This window comes from Clostridium sp. CTA-17, assembly GCF_054767895.1.
The window spans coordinates 108,026-129,449 of the sequence record NZ_BAAABF010000006.1; the positions used below are offsets into that span (position 1 = coordinate 108,026).

15 protein-coding genes are annotated in these 21,424 nt (G+C 30.1%); all 15 read left to right on the forward strand.

All coding sequences use genetic code 11. The features are described from left to right. Window positions 1–64: 64 nt before the first annotated feature. The 15 genes from ACYUCG_RS10980 (at window position 65) to cls (ending at window position 21,236) form a co-directional block, all read left to right on the forward strand. Window positions 65–499, forward strand: coding sequence for an FHA domain-containing protein (locus tag ACYUCG_RS10980; protein WP_003473867.1), 435 nt, complete (start codon window positions 65–67; stop codon window positions 497–499). A 13-nt stretch (window positions 500–512) separates the two neighbouring features. Then, on the forward strand, window positions 513–1,742 hold the full coding sequence (locus ACYUCG_RS10985) for an FtsW/RodA/SpoVE family cell cycle protein (protein WP_283703892.1): 1,230 nt from the start codon (window positions 513–515) through the stop codon (window positions 1,740–1,742). Beyond that, window positions 1,743–3,206, forward strand: a complete 1,464-nt coding sequence (locus tag ACYUCG_RS10990) for a peptidoglycan D,D-transpeptidase FtsI family protein (protein ID WP_139932689.1) — start codon at window positions 1,743–1,745, stop codon at window positions 3,204–3,206. A 156-nt stretch (window positions 3,207–3,362) separates the two neighbouring features. Next, window positions 3,363–5,225 carry an excinuclease ABC subunit UvrC gene (gene uvrC, locus ACYUCG_RS10995; protein WP_460268645.1) on the forward strand — a complete coding sequence of 621 codons (1,863 nt, stop codon included), beginning with the start codon at window positions 3,363–3,365 and terminating at the stop codon, window positions 5,223–5,225. Between the two features lie 149 nt (window positions 5,226–5,374). Beyond that, window positions 5,375–6,289 carry a UDP-N-acetylmuramate dehydrogenase gene (gene murB, locus ACYUCG_RS11000; RefSeq protein WP_060796202.1) on the forward strand — a complete coding sequence of 305 codons (915 nt, stop codon included), beginning with the start codon at window positions 5,375–5,377 and terminating at the stop codon, window positions 6,287–6,289. A 239-nt stretch (window positions 6,290–6,528) separates the two neighbouring features. Beyond that, window positions 6,529–7,413, forward strand: coding sequence for an RNase adapter RapZ (rapZ, locus tag ACYUCG_RS11005; protein ID WP_060796201.1), 885 nt, complete (start codon window positions 6,529–6,531; stop codon window positions 7,411–7,413). Continuing rightward, window positions 7,410–8,780, forward strand: a complete 1,371-nt coding sequence (locus ACYUCG_RS11010) for a gluconeogenesis factor YvcK family protein (RefSeq protein WP_139932691.1) — start codon at window positions 7,410–7,412, stop codon at window positions 8,778–8,780. The genes rapZ and ACYUCG_RS11010 overlap by 4 nt, the downstream gene beginning before the upstream one ends. Next, window positions 8,759–9,709: a DNA-binding protein WhiA gene (gene whiA / locus ACYUCG_RS11015; protein WP_003457993.1), complete on the forward strand. Its 951-nt coding sequence runs from the start codon at window positions 8,759–8,761 to the stop codon at window positions 9,707–9,709. The genes ACYUCG_RS11010 and whiA overlap by 22 nt, the downstream gene beginning before the upstream one ends. A 172-nt stretch (window positions 9,710–9,881) precedes the next feature. Then, a complete protein-coding gene (locus ACYUCG_RS11020; RefSeq protein WP_460268621.1) occupies window positions 9,882–10,436 on the forward strand; it encodes a hypothetical protein in 555 nt (184 codons plus the stop codon). 409 nt (window positions 10,437–10,845) lie between these two features. Next, window positions 10,846–14,424 (forward strand): DNA polymerase III subunit alpha, encoded by a 3,579-nt coding sequence (locus ACYUCG_RS11025; RefSeq protein WP_460268622.1) that lies wholly within the window; start codon window positions 10,846–10,848, stop codon window positions 14,422–14,424. A 702-nt stretch (window positions 14,425–15,126) separates the two neighbouring features. Further along, window positions 15,127–16,086 carry a 6-phosphofructokinase gene (gene pfkA, locus ACYUCG_RS11030; RefSeq protein WP_060796198.1) on the forward strand — a complete coding sequence of 320 codons (960 nt, stop codon included), beginning with the start codon at window positions 15,127–15,129 and terminating at the stop codon, window positions 16,084–16,086. Between the two features lie 94 nt (window positions 16,087–16,180). Beyond that, entirely contained in the window at window positions 16,181–17,584 is a 1,404-nt protein-coding gene (pyk, locus tag ACYUCG_RS11035) for a pyruvate kinase (protein ID WP_003455626.1), read from the forward strand. 581 nt (window positions 17,585–18,165) lie between these two features. After that, complete coding sequence (locus tag ACYUCG_RS11040) at window positions 18,166–18,522, forward strand: DUF1540 domain-containing protein (protein WP_060796197.1); 357 nt, start codon at window positions 18,166–18,168, stop codon at window positions 18,520–18,522. A gap of 209 nt (window positions 18,523–18,731) precedes the next feature. Further along, window positions 18,732–19,529, forward strand: a complete 798-nt coding sequence (locus ACYUCG_RS11045; RefSeq protein WP_139932695.1) for an SDR family NAD(P)-dependent oxidoreductase — start codon at window positions 18,732–18,734, stop codon at window positions 19,527–19,529. A 171-nt stretch (window positions 19,530–19,700) separates the two neighbouring features. Further along, window positions 19,701–21,236: a cardiolipin synthase gene (gene cls / locus ACYUCG_RS11050; protein WP_143830967.1), complete on the forward strand. Its 1,536-nt coding sequence runs from the start codon at window positions 19,701–19,703 to the stop codon at window positions 21,234–21,236. Window positions 21,237–21,424 lie beyond the last annotated feature (188 nt).

Below are 21,424 nucleotides of genomic sequence, written 5' to 3' on the forward strand. Positions count from 1 at the left end.
GTATAATCAAGTTATTAAATAAAGTAAAATATAAAAGAAATATAAAATATGTAGAGGTGAAGTGATGTTTTCGAAACTAATGACATGGGTTTTTGGAATAATATTTATAGTAATACTATATTCCATAATTTATTATGCATTAAAGATAATGTATAAAGATGTTAAAGGCGGGAAAAAGAAGAAAGCCCCTGGAAAGAAAGCACATGGATTAGAAGTCTTAAAGACAATCTCTAATGGAACTCTAGGCATTGGCTCGGTTATACCAGTGACGAGCACTATATCTATTGGGAGAAGAGAAGATAATTCAATTGTGCTAAATGATCAGTTTGTATCATCATATCATGCTAAAATTTATGTTAAAAACAATGATTTTTATTTAGAAGATTTAGCAAGTACAAATGGTACATTTATAAATGACTCAAAAGTAGAGGGAAGAGTGAGATTAAAAGTAAATGATCAAATAAGAATGGGAAGTACAGTATTTAAGGTTATAGGATAGAAGAGGTGAGAATATGAATACTACTTTAAAGTATGAAAAAAGGATGTTGCTATTAGTCTATCTTTTATGCTTAGCCTTATTTACTAATATAGCTGTTAAGCAGACTCCTATAGACAAAATGGCTTTTATAATAGCGGGTATATTAATAATTATTATTGGTTTTTCACATTTTATAATAAGAAAATTCTATCCAGATGGAGATAAATATATGCTTATCTTTGCATCGGTTTTAGCTGTAGTTGGAATAGCGGTTCTTTATAGACTAGATCCTAAATTAGCAATTAAGCAATTAGTTTGGTTTAGTTTAGGAATAGCCCTTTATATGGGTATTGTAATAGTTATGCCAGATTTAAAAAGTTTTGCTAAGTATAAGTATATTTATATGGGTGGTACTTTAGTTTTTATGGCTATGGCTATGGTTATTGGTAAGACTATAAATGGAGCAAAAAACTGGGTTTACATAGGTAGTTTTGGTTTCCAACCTTCTGAAATAGGTAAAATATTTTTAATACTTTACTTAGCATCTGCTTTAATGAATTATGAAAAGAAAGATAATATAAAATATGAGTTTAAACAGCTTCTAGAGCCTGCATTAGTTGTAATGTACTCTTTAGGATTTATGGTTTTACAAAAAGACTTAGGCTCAGCTTTAATGTTCTTCTTTGTATCTATAACTATGCTGTACATAGCTACTTGTAACTGGAAGTATGTTACTACTGGACTAGGCTTGTTTGCAATAGGAGGAACAGTAAGTTATTTCTTGTTTGGCCATGTCAGAAACAGAATAAAGATTTGGAAAGATGTTTGGAAGTATGCTAATAAGGAGAGTTATCAGATAGTTCAAGGGTTTTATGCTATGTCTTTAGGGGGTATGTTTGGAGTTGGACTTTATAATGGTTATCCTAAATTAGTACCATTTAGATCCACTGACTTTATATTTACCTTAATAGCACAAGAGTTAGGTCTTGTTTTTGGTATAGGATTATTATTATTATATTTCCTATTATTCTATAGAGGAATAAGAGCGGCACTAAATACAGATGATCCATTTTCACAATTAAATGCTGTTGGATTTAGTACACTTATAGTTGCTCAAGTTTTAGTAATTATAGGAGGAGTATTTGCAGTAATTCCATTAACAGGTATAACTTTACCTTTAGTTAGTTATGGTGGAACATCTATGCTTACAGTGTTCGTTGCCTTAGGAATACTTCAGAAAATTTCAGAGGAGGGACTAAGATAGATGGCAAAGAAAAAAGATTTATCAGGAAGTATAAAAAAAGTTATGTTAGTCTATTTAGTGCTATTAGTAGGTCTTATAAGTTACATAGCTTACTTCCAATTAATAAAAGTTCCAAAGATAGCTGAGATGGATAGTAACTCTGCTGTTATGGCCGCTCAAAATGAGGTTATAAGAGGAGAGATAAAAGATAGAAATGGAAATGTTCTAGCTAAAAGTACTAAAAGTGGTGATTTAACTCAAAAAAGAGAATATCCTTATGGAGAAATATATTCTCATCCAATTGGATATGCTAGTGGAATATATGGAAATGCAGGTTTAGAAGGAGCATATTCAAAAGAGTTAACTACTTATGAAAATGTATCATTAAAATCTTTCTTAAAATCATTTAATTTCAAAAAAGATTTTAAAGAAAGAAATGAAAGTGATAAAAAGGTAGGAAATAGTATTGTAACAACTTTAGATACTGATTTACAGAAGGCAGCATACGCGGCTTTAGGAGCTAATAGAGGAGCTGTAGTTGCATTAGACCCTAAGACTGGAGCGGTGTTAGCAAGCGTTTCAAAGCCAGGATTTAATCCTAACAATATGAAAGAAACATATGAAATTGCTAACAATCCTAATGGAAATTCTAAGGATGCCATATTAGTTGATAGAGCTTTAAATGGTCAATATCCTCCAGGGTCTACATTTAAGGTTGTAACTTTAACATCTGCTTTAGAAAATCTTTCAGGTATAACTCAAAGAACTTTCAATGATACTGGTTCTATAAATGTTGGTACAAAAGATTTACCAAATGAAAATGGAACTGCTTATGGAAACATAAGTTTAAGAAAAGCTTTATCAGTTTCAAGTAACGTAGTATTTGGAGGAATTCTTGGAGAAGAACTTGGAAATAAAAATCTAAGAGAGACAGCAGAAAAATATGGATTTAATAAAGATTTATATTTAGGAAATCTTAAAGCTTATTCAGGAAGTTTCCCTAATAGAAAAACAGTTGATAAAGGTCTGATAGCTTATGATGCTATAGGTCAAGGGGAAGTTTTAGCAAGTCCAATTGAAATGGCTATGGTTGCGGCAACAGTGGCTAATAATGGAGTTAGAATGGAACCTTATATAGTTAGTAAAGTCGTTGATAAAGATGGGGATACTGTAAAAGAGTTTAACTCAACTAAAAAAGATACAGTTATGAGCAAAGAACAAGCTCAAATAATAAATGAATATATGCAAGGTGTTGCAAAAGATAGAATAAATGATAACTGGGGATATTTTAAAGGAATGAATGTAGCAGCTAAGACTGGTACAGCACAGGTTCCTGATGGAAATTCTCATGCATGGTTAATAGCTTTTGCTCCAGCGGATGACCCTAAAATAGCTGTTGCAACAATAGTTGAAAATGGTGGTTCAGGTTCAAAGGTGGCAGCCCCTGTTACAGCTAGAGTAATGCAAGCATATTTTAATAAATAATTATAGAAGATAACTAAATAATTAATAAAAAAATAATCGCCCTAATATTACTATAAAAAATAGTATGTTAGGGCGTATTAATTTATAGTGATTTTACATAAATGTTATTTAATTTATAAAAATAAGTTTTATAATAAAAGATGCGAGGTGATAATGATGTTTGATTTTCAACACCAATTGAAGATATTGCCTGATAAACCAGGAGTTTATATAATGAAAAATTCTCTTGGAGAAGTTATTTATGTAGGAAAAGCAAAGATATTAAAAAATAGAGTAAGGCAATATTTTCAAAACTCTAAGAATCACTCTGAAAAAGTTAGAGCTATGGTTAAGAATATAGCTGAATTTGAGTACATAGTTACTGATTCTGAAATGGAAGCATTAATTTTAGAATGTAATCTTATTAAGAAATACAGTCCAAGATATAATATAGCCTTAAAGGATGATAAGTTTTATCCCTTTATAAAAATAACCACTAATGAGGATTTTCCAAGGGTTTATGTTACAAGGAATTTTGCTAAGGATGGAAATAGATATTTTGGACCATATACTAATGGTACAGCTGTTTATGAGGTTATGGGGCTTATTAAAAAGTTATTCCCCTTAAGAACCTGTAAAAAGGCCATTGTGGAAGGTGGAGAGCCTACGAGAGCATGTTTAAATTATCATATTAACCTTTGTAAAGCTCCTTGTGCTGGCTATATATCTAAGGCTGAGTACTGGGAAATGATAGATGAAATTATAAACATTTTAAATGGTACAGACACATCCATAATAAAAAAGTTAAAACTAGAGATGGAAAAAGCTGCAGAAGAATTAGAGTTTGAAAAAGCAGCTAAAATTAGAGATAGAATTTTGGCCATAGAATTGATTAGCGAAAAACAAAAAATGTTCACTGCAAAAGAAGGAGACGAAGACTTTATAGACTTATATACTGACGAAAAGGATGGATGTGCTCAAGTTTTCTTTGTTAGAGAGGGAAAAGTTACAGGGAGAGAGCACTTTATGATTGAAAATATTAGTGATGATCCAGTTAAAGAGGTAATAAGTTCGTTCATAGCATCCTTTTATGGAGGAACTGCACAAATACCTAAGACTATCTATGTGCCAGAGGAAATAGAGGATCAAGAATTAATAGAAAAGTTTCTTACAGAAAAAAGAGGATCTAAGGTTTGGATAAAAGTCCCTAAGAAGGGGGATAAAAAGAATCTTTTAGATATGGTTAGAAATAATGCTAAGATAATGCTTGACCAATTTAAAGAAAAAATGGTTGAGGAAAAAGAGTTAAATAAGTCTGCCTTAACTGAACTGGCAGATGTTTTAGGATTAAATTCTTTGCCGGCTAGAATAGAGGCTTATGATATATCCAATATACAGGGTGTAGACTCAGTAGGGACCATGGTAGTCTTTGAAAATGGAAAAGCAAAAAATTCAGATTATAGGAGATTTAAGATAAAAAGTGTTAAAGGGCCTAATGATTATGAAAGTATGAGAGAAATATTAAGTAGAAGATTTGCACATGGATTAGAGGAAGTAAATAAAATAAAAGAGAGAAATTTGGAATACTCAAAGGGTAAGTTTTGTATTTTTCCAGATTTGATAATGATAGATGGTGGAAAAGGGCAAGTGAATATAGCCCTAGAGGTTCTAAAGGACTTTGGTATAGAAATTCCTGTCTGTGGCCTTGTCAAAGACGATAAGCATAGAACTAGAGGAATTATATTTAATAACGAGGAAATCCTTATTAGAAGAGGATCAGGGCTTATGAATCTAATAACTAGAGTTCAGGATGAGGTTCATAGATATGCCATAACATATCACAGGAGTTTAAGGGATAAAAGAACATTACATTCCATATTAGAAGATATACCTAGAATTGGTGAAAAGAGAAGAAGAAATCTTCTTATGAAGTTTGGAAGTATAGATAACATTAAAAAGGCATCTATGGAAGAGTTATTAGATACACCAGGGATAGACAGAAAAGCAGCAGAAAGTATAAAACAATATTTTTCAAGTTAATTTTATTAACAGAAATTGACTTAGAATAATATATATAATATTATGGCATAGGAAAATAAAAAAATTTTGTACTAAATATTGAAAATATGTCAAGAATTAATTTATACTATTAAATTAGGATATTAAATTTAAAATTGAGGAGTTTGGGTATGAATCAATACATGGAGTTTTATAAATTATTAGGTGAATTTTATAATGAAGAAGATATTACTGTGGATTCTCCAATGAGCGAACATATTTATTTTAGAGTAGGAGGACCAGCAGATATACTAGTAACTCCTGTTAATGAAGAACAAGTAGTTAATACTTTAAAACTTTGTAGGGAATATAATGTACCTTATTTTATATTAGGTAACGGTTCTAATATTTTAGTTAAAGATGGAGGCATTTCTGGAGTTGTAATTAAATTTAACAAGTTAAACAAGATTACAACAGAGGGAAATTGCGTAACAGCTCAGAGTGGAGCTTTATTAAAAGATGTATCAAAGGCTGCTTTAGAAAATAACTTAAGAGGCTTTGAATTTGCATGTGGAATACCAGGAAGCATTGGAGGCGCAGTATTTATGAATGCTGGAGCTTATGATGGAGAAATGGCACATGTAATAAAATCAGCTAGAGTAATTGATGAAAATTGTAATATTAAAAATTTAACTAAAGAGGAATTAGAACTTGGTTACAGAAGTTCAATAGTTATGAAAAAGGGATATGTAGTTATAGAGGCTACAGTTGAACTAGAAAGCGGAGAGTATGCTAGTATAAAAGATAAGATTGATGATCTTACAAATAAAAGAGAGAGTAAACAACCTTTAGAATATCCATCAGCTGGTAGTACATTTAAGAGACCAGAAGGATATTTTGCTGGAAAACTTATTCAAGATTCAGGATTAAAAGGTTTCTCAATTGGAGGAGCAGCTGTTTCAGAAAAGCATTCAGGTTTTGTAATAAACAAAGGTGGAGCTACAGCTAAGGATGTCTTAGATGTTATAGCTCATGTTCAAAAAACAGTTAAAGAAAATTTTGATGTTGAACTTCATACTGAAGTTAGAATAATTGGTAGAGATTAGTAAGAAGGAGTATGCATATGCATACTCTTTTTTTAGCCGTATAATAATATAAAAATTCTTTACTTAAAAAATAGAAAAATATATAAAATTAGAGGTTTATAAAATAAGTAATAATTGACTTATTTTATGTTATAATCTATTTAAGAAATTAGTTTGTTTGCTTTAATTACTAAGTGATTAAAGCATTTCTTATGTTTTGAAGTTATTAAACAGATTATAGATTTATAGGAGATGATAATATGAGATTTGTAATAGTTACTGGACTTTCAGGGGCTGGAAAAACAGAAGCAACAAGAAGTTTAGAAGATTTAGGATACTTTTGCGTAGATAACTTACCTCCAAAGTTAATACCTAAGTTTGCAGAGGCCTGTGTTCAAAGTGAAGGTAAAATAGATAAAATAGCATTAGTAATAGATATAAGAGGCGGAATATTCTTTGATGATTTATTTGAAAGCATAGAGTATTTAAAGGCTAATAATTTTAATTACGAAATTTTATTCTTAGAGGCTTCTGATGAGGTTTTAGTTAAGAGATTCAAAGAAACAAGAAGAAGTCATCCGCTTTCACCAGATGGAAGAATAATAACTGGTATAAGTGAAGAAAGAATGAGACTTAGAGAACTTAAGGATAGAGCTGATAATATAATAGACACTTCAAATTATCCTATAAGAAATTTAAGAGAAAAAATAAATCTTTTATATGGAGATGGTAAGCCAGTTGAGCAAAATCTTTCAATAACTGTTTTATCTTTCGGATTTAAGTATGGTATTCCATCAGATTCAGATTTAGTTTTTGATGTTAGATTTATACCAAATCCATTTTATATTCCAGAGTTAAAGCCATTTTCAGGTGAAGATGAACCAGTTAAAAATTATGTTCTTGCTCAAGAAGAAACAAAAGGATTTTTATCAAGACTTTCAGATATGGCAGAATTCTTAATCCCTAATTATATAAAAGAAGGAAAGAGACAACTTATTATCTCTATTGGATGTACAGGGGGAAGACATAGATCAGTAGCTATAGCTAACGCTTTATACAAAGAACTTCTAGCTAAGAACTTCCATGTTACCTTAGAGCATAGAGATATTAATGAGGATATAAATAGGGGAGATAGAAAACTATGATGATGAAAAAAATGCTTAAGCCTGGTATCAGAGTTAAAAGATACATTTTTTTGGCTTTAGCATCTATAATTACTATGGCTGTTGCCATTGCAAAGTTAATTGATGAGAGACATGTAACCACCATTCATGATAAAGCTGTATTTATAATACTAATAATTTTTTCTGGGTTAGTAGGATATAAATCAATAGTTTGGTGCGTGAAGTCAGTGGTTTCATTAGTTAATAAAGGATATATAAATTTATCTATTGAAGAAGATGATTTAGAAGACCTAATAGAAGATGATAGACTTTTAATTAAAGGGCCAAAGATTGTTGTTATAGGTGGGGGGACAGGCCTTTCCACCATGCTTAGAGGATTAAAGCATTATACATCTAATATAACGGCTATAGTAACAGTTGGAGATGATGGTGGTGGATCTGGTATTTTAAGAGAAGACTTAGGTATGCTACCACCTGGTGATATAAGAAACTGTATTTTAGCCTTGGCTAATACTGAGCCTTTAATGAACGAATTATTGCAATATAGATTTAATGATGGTAGACTAAAGGGCCAGAGTTTTGGTAATTTATTTTTAGCGGCTATGGATGGAATATCTGAAAATTTTGAGGATGCTGTCCAAAAAATGAGTTCTGTACTTGCCGTTAAAGGTGAAGTTTTACCTGTAACTTTAGAAAATATGGTTTTAGAAGCTGAACTTATGAATGGACATAGGGTAAGAGGTGAATCTCTAATAGGAGAGGAAGTAATAGACCAAAGTAGTCCAATAAAAAAATTAAAGATAATACCAGAGGATGCTAAGGCCTTGGATAGGGCTTTGGAAGCTATAGAAGAGGCTGATGCTATAGTTTTAGGACCAGGAAGTTTATATACTAGTGTATTACCGAACCTTTTGGTAAAAGATATAAGTAAAGCTATAAAGAAAAGTAAAGCATTTAAAATATATAATTGCAATATAATGACTCAACCAGGTGAGACTGATGGATTTAAGGTATCTGACCATGTTCAAGTTATATTAGATCATTGTGGAAAAGATATGGTAGACTGTATAATTGCAAACTCTAAAGATATTTCAGAAGAATTGAAAGAAAAGTACTTAGATAAAAATTCTGAGCTTGTAGAACTTGATATTAATAAGCTTAAAAAGATGGGACTATGTGTTGTTGATGGAGATTTAACTAAGGTTAAAGGGGATTATATAAGACATAATTCGGATTATTTAGCACAACTTCTCATTGAAACAGTAATGGAAAAGCATTTATTATATGATAGAAAGAAAATTTTAGAGTATATATATTTATCACAAAGAATTAAGAAAAGAGAAGGTTCAAATAGGAAGGAGCAGTCATGTCATTTTCAGCAAAAGTAAAGGGAGAAATATGTAGATATATTGATATATCAAAAGAGGAAGCTCTTGCTCAAATATCAGCTATCATGAAAGTATGCGGTACACTTGCTTTTAGTGGTAGACAAATAAGCTTCAAAATGACAACAGAAAATCCTGCATCTGCAAGATTGATGTTTACTATATTAAAGGATTACTTTGACATACATGCAAAGCTTATGGTTAAAAAAAGTAATTCCTTAAAGAAAAATAATATTTATATGGTTGTTGTAACCGAAGAAATGGGAGTAAAAAAATTACTTGAAATAACAGGTATATTAAGAGAGATAGATGGAATAATGTCACTAGATTATCATATAGATGAGAATTTAGTTGATACAGAAGAAAAGAAAAAAGCTTATATTAGAGGAGCATTTATTGGTGGAGGAAGTATAAGTAATCCAGAAAAAACTTACCATTTAGAGTTTGTTACTCACTCTCAAGAATATGCAGAAGATTTAGGAAAGCTAATTAATACTTTTGGGTTAAAAGCTAAGGTAATACAAAGGAAAAATAGTTATATAGTTTATATAAAAGAAGGAGAGCAAATAGTAGATTTATTAAATATAATAGGAGCTCATACTGCCCTTTTAGAACTTGAAAACATTAGAATCATGAAAGAGATGAGGAACAATGTAAATAGACTTGTAAACTGTGAAACTGCAAACCTTAGTAAGACTGTAAATGCAGCTGTTAGACAGGTTGAGAGTATAAAACTTATAGAAAGAGAAATAGGTCTTGCAAGACTTCCTAAGAATTTAAGGGAAGTTGCAGAACTTAGATTAACTTATCCTGAGGAATCATTAAAAGAGCTTGGTGAAATGCTTGAACCACCAGTTGGAAAATCAGGGGTAAATCATAGATTAAGAAAAATTGAAAAAATAGCTGAAGAGCTTAGAACAGGCAACTTCTAGCAGAGTTTTTAAAATCTTTTAAGTAATTATTTTAACAGCGAATATTAGATTTGCTGTTAAAAAACTTAAAAGTTTTTTTATGAAAAAAATACCTGCTAAATGGAATAATATTAATTTGTTTTTATGGGGAAGATAATTTTGAAAAAATATTATTTTAAGTGGAGGTATTAATATGGTAAAAAATTTTAAAAAGACAATTTGGCTTTTAGTAGGAGTAATGTTTTTTGGAATTATAGGTATGGTTGGATGTACAAAAAAGGCTGATGAAATGACAAAGAACTCAGAATTATCAGCAACAACTCCAGCTGAATATAAAACAATGCTAGAAGAAAAAATAAAAACTTATATTGGTGATGTAAATTTAGGTACAGAATATGATTTTTCAAATGTAACAGAGGATACTAAGCAAGAAACTTATAAAGAATATGAAAAATATTATAAAAACTTAGATACTGAACTTACAAATTTAAAAAATGAGCTTAACAGTAAAGTTTCTAAATCAGATGGAAAAGTTAATGATGCCAATAGAAAAATAGTTGAGAATATAGATAATTTAAAAATGTCTATAAGTACAGTTAAAAGCGATTTAGATGCTAATAGAAATAAAATATTAGCAATGCCTAAAGATGAGTTTATTGGTGCAATGAAAGGTATTGAAAAATCTGTATATGATGCTAGAGTTAAAGTTCAAGAATCTATAGATGCAGCAAAAAATAGTTTGAAATAAGAAATTAAGCCTATATTAAAATTTTATTTTTAATATAGGCTTAATTTAGTTTAATTTTTCATTTAGCTAACTATTTAAATTGATTAATTTTAAGAAATTAATTAAAGTAAAGTTCTAGTAAAAACCAATTAATTTAAATTAATATGGTAATTTAGATATGTTTGTATAAAAAGATTATTTTTCCTTGAGAGATTAATAATTAGAATTAATACAATAAAGTTTTCTTAGTGTATTTCTCTTTAATATGGTAAAATTAATATATTACACTTAATTTAAAACATAACTTTTAAGTGTTTGCTTTAATAAAAAAATAGAGATTATTTTTAAGATTTAAACTTAAAAAATAGCATTTTATATATGATTAAAAATATTTTATAGAAACAATATTAGATGAAAGGATGTGAAGGAAATGGGGGATAAGAAGTTTTGTCACTTGCATCTACACTCTGGGTATAGTTTGCTTGATGGTTCTGGAAAAATAAAGCCACTTATTAAGAGGGCAAAGGAACTTGGAATGGAAAGTATAGCATTAACTGACCATGGTGTTATGTATGGATGTGTTGACTTATATAAAGAAGCTAAGGCAGAAGGAATAAAACCTATCTTAGGATGTGAAGTTTATGTTGTGCCTAAGTCTAGAAAGATAAAGAGCAATGATGAAGATAATAAAACATATCACTTAGTTCTTCTTGTTAAGAATGAAAAGGGATATGAGAACCTTATGAAAATTGTTTCTGTAGCATCTATTGAAGGCTTTTATTATAAACCAAGAATTGATAGAGAATATTTAAAAGAACATTCAGAGGGAATAATAGCCCTAAGTGCTTGTCTTGGGGGAGAAGTTCAAAAAGCTATTTTAAATGGAAATATAGATAAAGCTAGAGAAGCTGCAATATTCTATAGAGATACATTTAAGGATGGATTTTACTTAGAACTTCAAAACCATGGAATAGAAGAGCAAAAAAAGGTTAATGAGGTAAATATACAATTAGCTAAAGAGCTGAATATTCCTTTAGTTGCAACAAATGATGTTCACTATATAAACCAGGAAGATTCAAAGGCACATGATATACTTATGTGCATACAAACTGGAAAAACTGTGGATGATCCAAATAGAAGAAGATACCCTTCTGACCAATTCTATTTAAAATCACCAGAGGAAATGTGGGATATGTTTGATTATATTCCAGAAGCTTTAGAAAATACATTAAAGATTGCAGAAGAATGTAATTTTGATTATGAATTCCATGTTTCAAAGCTTCCAAAGTTCCCACTTCCAGAAGGGGTAGAGCCCTTTGAATATCTAAGAAAGACTTGCTTTGATGGTCTTATAGATAGATTAGAAGAACTAAAGCCTCTTAAGGAAAAGGGAATATATGATATAGATAAGATTTATGAAATTGGTGAGAATAATGAAAAAGTAAAAGAGGATATTGAAAGGCTTGAATATGAGCTTGGAGTAATCAAGCAAATGGGATATGTTGATTACTTCCTAATAGTTTGGGATTTCATTAAGTATGCCAATGATAATGGAATACCAACTGGCCCAGGAAGAGGATCAGCAGCTGGAGCCTTAGTTGCATATACCTTAGGAATAACAAAAATAGACCCTATGAAATACAGCTTACTCTTTGAGCGTTTCTTAAATCCGGAGAGAGTAAGTATGCCAGATATAGATTCTGATTTCTGTTATGAGGGAAGACAAAGAGTTATAGACTATGTTGTTGAAAAGTATGGTCACGACAATGTATCACAGATCATAACTTTTGGAACAATGGCAGCAAGAGCTTGTATTAGAGACGTAGGTAGAGCTATGAATTATACTTATGCAGAGGTTGATAGAATAGCTAAACAAATACCTACAGTTCTTGGGGTAACAATAGATAAGGCTTTAGATTTAAATCCAGAGCTTAAAACAATATATGATACTGAAGAGAGAGTAAAAGAACTTATTGATGTAAGTAGAAGGCTAGAAGGGCTTCCAAGACACTCATCAACTCATGCTGCGGGAGTAGTTATAGCTTCTCAGCCTTTAGTTGAGTATGTTCCACTTCAAAAAAATGATGAATCCATTGTAACTCAATTTGATATGACAACACTTGAAGAGCTTGGTTTATTAAAAATGGATTTCTTAGGTCTTAGAACCTTAACTGTTATGCGTGATGCTGTGGATATGATCAAGTATAACAGAGGAGTGGACATAGATTTAGATAACTTAGACTTTGATGATAAAAAAGTTTATAAAATGATTGGTGAAGGAAATACAGTAGGGGTATTCCAGTTAGAGTCAGTAGGAATGACTTCTTTCATGAAAGAGCTTAAGCCAGACTGTTTAGAGGATATCATAGCGGGAATATCATTATATAGACCTGGTCCTATGGCAGAAATACCAAGATATATAAGTGGTAAAAGGGATCCAAAATCAGTAGAATATATAGTTCCTGAGCTTGAAAACATATTAAATGTAACCTATGGGGTTATGGTTTACCAAGAGCAGGTTATGGAGATTGTTAGAAAATTAGCAGGATATTCCATGGGAAGAAGTGACCTTGTTAGAAGAGCTATGTCTAAGAAAAAGCATAAGGTCATGGAAGAAGAGAGAAAGAACTTCATTTATGGAATTGAAGATGAAAATGGAAATATAGAGGTTCCAGGTTGCTTAAGAAATGGTATTTCAGCTGAGGCGGCTAATAAAATATTTGACTCCATGATGGACTTTGCATCCTATGCATTTAACAAAAGTCATGCTGCTGCCTATGCCGTAATAGGATTCCAGACAGCTTATCTTATGAGATATTATCCAGTAGAGTTTTTAGCTGCTATGCTTAATTCTGTTATGGGTAACAGTGATAAGGTATCTGAATATATAAGAAGTGCAGAAAAGCTTGGAATTCAGGTGTTACCACCAGATATAAACGAGAGTTATACTAAGTTTACAGTTAAGGGTGATACTATAAGATTTGGTATGGGAGCTATAAAAAATGTAGGGGTAAATGTTGTAGAAAACATAGCTAAATCAAGGGATGAAAAGGGTAGATTCACTTCCCTTATGGATTTTTGCAACAAGATAGACTTAAGTATTGTAAATAAAAGATCAGTAGAAAGTTTAATAAAAGCTGGTACATTTGATAGCTTAAAGGTTTATAGATCACAATTACTATCTGTTTTTGAAAAAATAATGGATGGAGTATATTCTCAGAGAAAGAAAAACATAGATGGGCAAATGTCATTGTTTGGAGCACTTCAAGAAGAGAGTGAATCAAACTTAGAAATAAGATATCCAAACATAAAGGAATTCAACAAGAAATATATGCTTGCTATGGAAAAGGAAATGACAGGACTTTATATGAGTGGTCATCCACTAGATGATTATGAAAAGCCTTTAAAGGAGCAAACATCAATAATTATAGAAAAAATAATAGAAGCTCAAAAGAATTTAAATGAGCAAAAGAACGTTGAATTAGAAGATTTAGTTGTAGACAGTTCTTTAACTGATGGAACTAGAGTAATTATAGGTGGAATTCTTACTAATGTTTCTAGAAAGGTAACTAGAAATAATACTCTTATGGCATTTGCAAAAGTAGAGGACTTAACTGGATATTTAGAATGTGTTATATTCCCTAAAACCTTAGAAAAATGTAATGCACTAGTAAATGAGGACTCCTTTGTTTTAATAAGGGGAAGAGTTTCTCTGAAAGAAGATGAGGAGGCAAAAATACTTTGTGAAGATATACAGCCATTAGAATTAATGAATTCTTCAAAGGTATATATAAAGGTTGAAGATAGGGAAAAAGCTAATATTATAGTTAAGCCTTTAAGAGTTTTATTATCACAATATAAAGGTGATTCTCCAGTTTATATATTTGCAGCAAAGGAAAAAGCATCTTTTAGGTTAAACAGAGATATGTGGATTGATTTAGATACAGATGTAATAGACTTTTTAATTACCAAATTTGGAGAAGAAAATGTAAAAGTAGTTGAAGGTTAATATTATAATTCAGAGTTGAAAGAAAATTTTCAGTATTTTGAGTAAGATTGAAATTTTAAATTTAATCTTATAATATTAAGCTTAAAATTTGTTAAAACTAAATAAAATAGGAAATGAATGTCCACTTTAGAAGGAAAACTAGAGTATAAAATATTTTTTTAATAGAATGGGTATTAACGATTACTTATTGAGTTTGAGGGAGATATTTTAAATGAAGCACTAGTAACAGTCTTTTTAAAAGTGGACTTTTTTTAAAAAAGTGCTAAAATTAATTTGTAAATTTTCTTAAAATTAAAAAAATAAAATTTTTTTAAATAATTAAATAAATTCTTTAGTGTAAAATTTATTTATTTGGTTTTAAATGGGCATTATAGTGAAATTTGAATTATAACTTTTAATATTTAATTAAATATTAAAAAGATTTTAGAGCATAATAATAATTGAAAAAATTATCATATATCGAGTTTTTTTTCTTTAATTCTACATAAAAAGGTTGAAAATAAGCACTACTTTAAGTACAATTAATTGTGGTAGAATAGTATTAATAAAGTTACATAGGGTATTTAAATTTTGGGATAAAATTTAAAATAGTTTAAAATTGATAAACATTTAACATATATAAATAATATCTTAAAAATGTGGGTAATATTTGACACTGTTGGGACTTAGTTTGTCCCAAGTGGTGTAGAGGAGGAAAATATTATGAAAAAGATTGCTGTTTTAACAAGTGGTGGAGATGCACCAGGAATGAACGCTGCCTTAAGAGCAGTTACAAGAATGGCTTTACACCATGGACTTGAAGTAATGGGAGTTCAAAGAGGATACGCTGGATTAATAAATGGAGAACTATTCAAAATGGATAGAAAATCTGTTTCAGAAATCATAAACAGAGGTGGTACAATCTTAAGAACTGCTAGATGTTTAGAATTCAAACAAGAAGAAGTAAGAGAAAAAGCTGCACAAATATTAAAAGCTTACGGTGTTGAAGCTTTAGTAGTTATAGGTGGAGATGGATCATTCATGGGAGCTAAACTTCTTTCAAAATTAGGAGTTAAGACTGTTGGATTACCGGGAACAATCGATAACGACTTATCTTACACAGATTACACTATAGGATTTGATACTGCATTAAACACAGTAGTAGATGCTATAAACAAATTAAGAGATACATCAACTTCACACGAAAGAGTATCTATCGTAGAAGTTATGGGAAGAAACTGTGGAGACCTTGCTTTATATGCTGGTATCGCAGGTGGAGCAGAAGCTATAATCGTTCCAGAAATGCCATTTGACAAAGATGAATTAATCAAAACTATCTTAGAAGGTAGATCAAATGGAAAAACTCACAGCATAATAGTTGTTGCTGAAGGAGTTGGAGGATCAGCTGAATTAGCTAAAGAAATAGAATCTGTAACTGGTATAGAAACTAGAGCTACAATTTTAGGTCATATCCAAAGAGGTGGATCACCAACTGCTGATGATATAGTATTAGCATCAAGAATGGGATCTAAAGCTGTAGAAGTTTTATTAGAAGGAAAAACTTCAAAAGTTATAGGAATTAAAGAAAACAAAATATTCGATATGGATATAGATGAAGCTTTAGATATAGAAAGAAGCTTTGACGAAAGTCTTTACGAAATGGCTAACGCTATAAACAAATAATTTTAGTTAATGACATAATAAATTTTTTTAATTTATTATTTATTATATATTTTTAAACTTAGGGTTAATTTTTTTACGAGGGAGTGTTTTTTAAATGAGAAGAACAAAATTAGTATGCACTATCGGACCAGCTAGTGAAAACGAAGAAATCTTAACAAAAATAATCGAAGCAGGTATGAACGCTTCAAGACACAATTTCTCACATGGTGACCATGAAGAGCACAAAGGAAGAATGGTTAAAGTAAGAGAAATATCAAAAAAATTAGGTAAAGAAGTAGCTATATTATTAGATACTAAAGGACCTGAAATAAGAACTGGAAAATTCGAGCCAAGCAAAGTTGAATTAACTGCTGGAACTGAATTTACTATATATGCTGGAGCAGAAGACGTAATAGGAGACACTACTAAGTGTTCAGTTACATATGCTGGATTAGCTAAAGACGTTAAAGCTGGAGATACTATCTTAATAGACGACGGTTTAGTTGGATTAGAAGTTGTATCTGTAGAAGGAAACGCTGTTAAATGTGTAGTAAGAAACACTGGATTAGTTGGAACTCACAAAGGAGTTAACGTTCCTGGAGTATCAATAAAATTACCAGCTATGACTGATAAAGATAGAGCTGACTTAATATTCGGTTGTGAAATGGGCGTTAACATGGTTGCTGCTTCATTCATAAGAAAAGCAGAAGACGTTAAAGCTATAAGAGAAGTATTAGTTGCTAACGGTGGAGCTGATATACAAATATTCTCAAAAATCGAAAACCAAGAAGGTGTTGATAACATAGATGCTATCATCGAAGCTTCAGACGGTATCATGGTAGCTAGAGGAGACCTTGGTGTTGAAATACCAATGGAAGACGTTCCTTCAGTTCAAAAAATGATCATCGAAAAATGTAACAATGCTGGAAAACCAGTTATAACTGCTACTCAAATGTTAGACTCAATGATGAGAAACCCAAGACCAACAAGAGCTGAGGTTTCAGACGTAACTAACGCTATCTTAGATGGTACTGATGCTATCATGTTAAGTGGTGAATCAGCTAACGGAAGCTGGCCAGTAGAAGCTGTTGAGACTATGGTTAAAATAGCTACTAAGTCAGAAGAAATGTTAAGCTACGAATTAGCTTCATCAAAAGCTAAAAAACACATACCAGCTGTACCAGGAGTTATCTCAAGAGCTGCTTGTAACGCTGCACACGAGTTAAAATCAGCTGCTATAGTTTCATTAACTCAATCAGGAGCTACTGCTAAGAGAATATCTCAATGCAGACCAGATGCACCAATCGTTACTGTAACTCCAAATGAAAGAGTTGCTAAGAAAGTTGCTTTATGCTTCGGAGTTTACCCAGTTGTTGCTGAAAATGCTACAATGGAAAACGCTGTTGAAATAGCTAAAAATGCTGGATTCGTTAAAGCTAATGATACTGCTGTAGTTGTTGCAGGTGTACCAGCTAACGAAGGAAACACTAACATAGTAAAAGTTGAAGTTGTAAAATAATTTTATAACTGATTATAAAAATAGGTAGATTATTCTACCTATTTTTTTTGTGAAAAAATATCCTCATTATTTAAATATTTATAAGAGTATGTTTTTGTTGTTTAATATAAAAATTTTTTGGTTTATATTTTTATTGATTAAAAATATAAATTTTGAAAGGTTATAAAGTAAGATAAAATATTACAATCTTAAATGAAAAAAGTAAGTAGGTTTTAAAGAAATTTAATTATTAATAAATTGTTAATAAAAATTTATTAGTTTAAAAATGTAAAATATTTATACAAAAATAAAATTAAAATAAATTATATTAAATAAATATTATAAAAATATATAGTTTACAAAAAGTTAACAATATTTTTATGACAAGTAAAAGAAAATAGTGTATATTAGATAGTGCTTATGAAATAATATAAGTAGAATCAAATGGCAACTGATTCCAAGATGAAAAAGTACTTGATGACTGATACCATCGAGTGCTTCTTTTTTTTATTTAAAATTATTAGATTAATATAGTTTTATAGTATAAATTTAAGGCAAATACAAAAAATAACCTCAAATAATATTTTGAGGAGGATTTGAATATGACAAGATTAGCATGTTCAGCTCATAATTGTGTTAACTATGTTAATGGAATGTGTTCAGCTTTGACTATTGAAGTTGACGGAGAGAGTGCAGAGAATAAACAAGAAACTTGTTGTAATACCTTTGCACCAAGAACTTTTGTTAATGCAATTAAAAGTGCATTTAATACTAATTATGCTGGAACAATAATGCAAGCACTAGATAGTCAGGCAGATGTAGACCATAAGATAAAATGCTATGCTATGAATTGTACATATAATGTTGGAATGACTTGTACTTCTACTGATATACAAGTTTTTGGGCCAGAAGCTACAACATCTACTTCGACTGAATGTGAAACTTTTTATAAAAAATAATCATTAAAGGCTAGAACTAAAAAATTAATTTTTAGGTTCTAGCTTTTTAATTATATGGTAAAATATATTTTTAAGAAAGTAACATAAATCACTTCAAAATTAATTAAATAAATGATATTTTATAGTAAGTGATTAAAGAAAGAATTATATATATTTATTAGTAGGGTGATAAAAATCTTGTGTTAAGTAAAAATATAAGGGGGAATAAAATGAAAGAGTCAGGTAAGATAGCCGTAATTACTGGAGCAACTAGTGGAATAGGGAAGGAATATGCTTTTCAACTAGCTAAAAAAGGATATGATTTAATATTAGTAGGTAGAAGAGTTGAGAAAATTGAAGCTGTTGCAGAAGAAATAGAGAATAATTTTAAGGTTAAGACCTATGTAGAAATTTTAGATTTAACTGATGATAATAAATTTGATGATTTTATAAAAAGATTAGAGAAAAAAGATAATATAGAATTTTTGGTGAATAATGCAGGATATGGAGCTGATGATTCTTTTACAAGAGATGAATATCATAAGCAATATGATATGGCAAAGGTACATATGCTAGTTACTATGAAATTATGTCATAGTTTAAGTAAAAAGATGAAAGAGAATAATAAAGGGTACATAATAAATGTTAGCTCTATGGCTGGATTTAATGTATTTCCAAGCTCAGCAATGTATTGTTCAACAAAGGCTTTCTTAATAAGTTTTACTCAATGTTTAGCTATGGAACTTTTAGAGAATAATATAAAGGTTCAATGCCTTTGTCCTGGATTTACTAGAACAGATTTTCATAGTAAGTTAAACATGGAAGAGAGTAAATTGCAAAATAAAGGTTTTGTAAGATGGATGAGTACAAAAGAAGTGGTGGAAATAAGTTTGAAAAATATAAATAAGAAATTAAAGGTAATAGTTATTCCTGGACTTTGTAATAAATTTTTATATTTTGTTAGTAAGTTTACACCTAGATGGCTCTATTATAAAGTAGCTATAAAGGGATGGGAGTTAATGGACTAATATTATGTAGGAGATTAGAGATAATAGTTTTACTATTAGAATTAAATCTGGTTTAAATTAATATTAGACATTAATTTATTTAGTATCTCATTTCTTAAAAGAATTAAGAAGATTTTTTTAATATAAAAAATTAAAGAGGTAAATTGGATTGATAAAGTTAAGGAGGATTAAATGGAAAAATTTCTGAAAAAACTACTAAGTAGAGCATTTATAGTTGGATTTCTTATATTCATACAGTTTGTTATACTTATGGGGGCTATATGGAAAGTAAGCGAAGATTTCATATACGTATATTTTCTGTTTATCTTTATTAGTATAGTAGTATTTGTTTATATTGTTAGCAGAAAAGATAATCCATCCTACAAATTAGCATGGGCGGTTCCTGTATTATTAGTTCCTGTCTTTGGAGGATTATTTTATTTAATATTTGGTGGAAATAAGACAAGCAAAAAGTTTAGAAAACAAATAAAAGCTTCTTATGATGAAACAGCACATTTATTATATAATGATAGAAAAGTTTTAGATGAGTTAGAAGAACAAGATAAAAGTATAGCTAATCAATCAAGGTACATAGCTGATTACTCTCAGTTTCCAGTATATAAAAATACTACAACAGAGTATTTATCTCCTGGAGAAGTGTTTTTTGAAAGATTAAAAGAAGAGTTGAAAAAAGCAAAGCATTACATATTTATGGAATATTTCATAGTACATGAAGGTGTTATGTGGGACTCTATTTTAGAAATATTAGAGGAAAAGGTTAAAGAAGGGGTAGAGGTTAGATTCGTTTATGATGATATGGGGTGTTTAGGTACTTTACCATATAAATATAATGAAGTTTTAGAGGCTAAGGGAATTAAATGTATGGTGTTTAATCCTTTTGTACCCCTTTTATCCTTAAGAATGAATAACCGTGATCATAGAAAAATAACTGTTATAGATGGGCATACTGGGTTTACTGGGGGAATAAACTTAGCTGATGAATATATAAATGAAATTGTTAGATTTGGACATTGGAAGGATGCCTCCATAATGATAAAGGGGGATGCTGTTTGGAATTTAACAGTTATGTTTCTTCAAATATGGAATTTCTATAGTGAAAGAAAAGAGCAGTATGAAAAATATTACCCATATTTTCATCATGAAGATGAATTTGAAAGTGATGGATATGTTCAGCCCTATGGAGATAGTCCTTTAGATGATGAAATAGTAGGGGAAAATGTATATTTAAATATTATAAATAAGGCAAAGGACTATGTTTATATAAATACTCCATACCTTATTATTGATAATGAGCTTGTTACAGCGCTTACTCTTGCTGCTAAAAGTGGAATAGATGTTAGAATAGTTACTCCTCACATTGAGGACAAATGGTATGCTCATATAGTTACAAGGGCCTATTATCCTCAGCTTATAGAATCTGGTGTTAAGATATATGAATATACTCCAGGATTTATTCACTCAAAGACCTTTGTCTCTGATGATGAAATAGGAATAGTAGGTACTATAAATATGGATTATAGAAGTTTATACCTTCACTTTGAATGTGGAGTTTGGTTATATAAAACTAAATCAGTAGGACAGATAAAGGATGATTTCTTAAAAACTTTAGAAAAGTGTCAGAGAATAACTTTAGAAGATTGTGCTAAGGTTAAAGTTCCTACTAGAATTTTAAGATCTATAATAAGAGTATTTGCTCCACTTATGTAATTAAAATAGTAATAGTAATTAAAAAGTTCTAGAAGAATTTAAAGCTTATTTTTTTCATTTATGTAATTAAAATAGAAAAAATTAAGTTGTAAAATTTGCGTAAGAGATTTAATGAAGTAAGGCTTAAAATAATATAATTCAACATAAAAATTTGGAAAAGGAGGCTAAATTATAGCCTCCTTTTTGGT

Excerpts from the sequence above, each read along its gene's own strand:
- ACYUCG_RS10980 (WP_003473867.1), top strand. The coding sequence starts at position 65 with ATGTTTTCGAAACTAATGACATGGGTTTTTGGAATAATATTTATAGTA.
- ACYUCG_RS10985 (WP_283703892.1), top strand. The coding sequence starts at position 513 with ATGAATACTACTTTAAAGTATGAAAAAAGGATGTTGCTATTAGTCTAT.
- ACYUCG_RS10990 (WP_139932689.1), top strand. The coding sequence starts at position 1,743 with ATGGCAAAGAAAAAAGATTTATCAGGAAGTATAAAAAAAGTTATGTTA.
- uvrC (WP_460268645.1), top strand. The coding sequence starts at position 3,363 with ATGTTTGATTTTCAACACCAATTGAAGATATTGCCTGATAAACCAGGA.
- murB (WP_060796202.1), top strand. The coding sequence starts at position 5,375 with ATGAATCAATACATGGAGTTTTATAAATTATTAGGTGAATTTTATAAT.
- rapZ (WP_060796201.1), top strand. The coding sequence starts at position 6,529 with ATGAGATTTGTAATAGTTACTGGACTTTCAGGGGCTGGAAAAACAGAA.
- ACYUCG_RS11010 (WP_139932691.1), top strand. The coding sequence starts at position 7,410 with ATGATGATGAAAAAAATGCTTAAGCCTGGTATCAGAGTTAAAAGATAC.
- whiA (WP_003457993.1), top strand. The coding sequence starts at position 8,759 with ATGTCATTTTCAGCAAAAGTAAAGGGAGAAATATGTAGATATATTGAT.
- ACYUCG_RS11020 (WP_460268621.1), top strand. The coding sequence starts at position 9,882 with ATGGTAAAAAATTTTAAAAAGACAATTTGGCTTTTAGTAGGAGTAATG.
- ACYUCG_RS11025 (WP_460268622.1), top strand. The coding sequence starts at position 10,846 with ATGGGGGATAAGAAGTTTTGTCACTTGCATCTACACTCTGGGTATAGT.
- pfkA (WP_060796198.1), top strand. The coding sequence starts at position 15,127 with ATGAAAAAGATTGCTGTTTTAACAAGTGGTGGAGATGCACCAGGAATG.
- pyk (WP_003455626.1), top strand. The coding sequence starts at position 16,181 with ATGAGAAGAACAAAATTAGTATGCACTATCGGACCAGCTAGTGAAAAC.
- ACYUCG_RS11040 (WP_060796197.1), top strand. The coding sequence starts at position 18,166 with ATGACAAGATTAGCATGTTCAGCTCATAATTGTGTTAACTATGTTAAT.
- ACYUCG_RS11045 (WP_139932695.1), top strand. The coding sequence starts at position 18,732 with ATGAAAGAGTCAGGTAAGATAGCCGTAATTACTGGAGCAACTAGTGGA.
- cls (WP_143830967.1), top strand. The coding sequence starts at position 19,701 with ATGGAAAAATTTCTGAAAAAACTACTAAGTAGAGCATTTATAGTTGGA.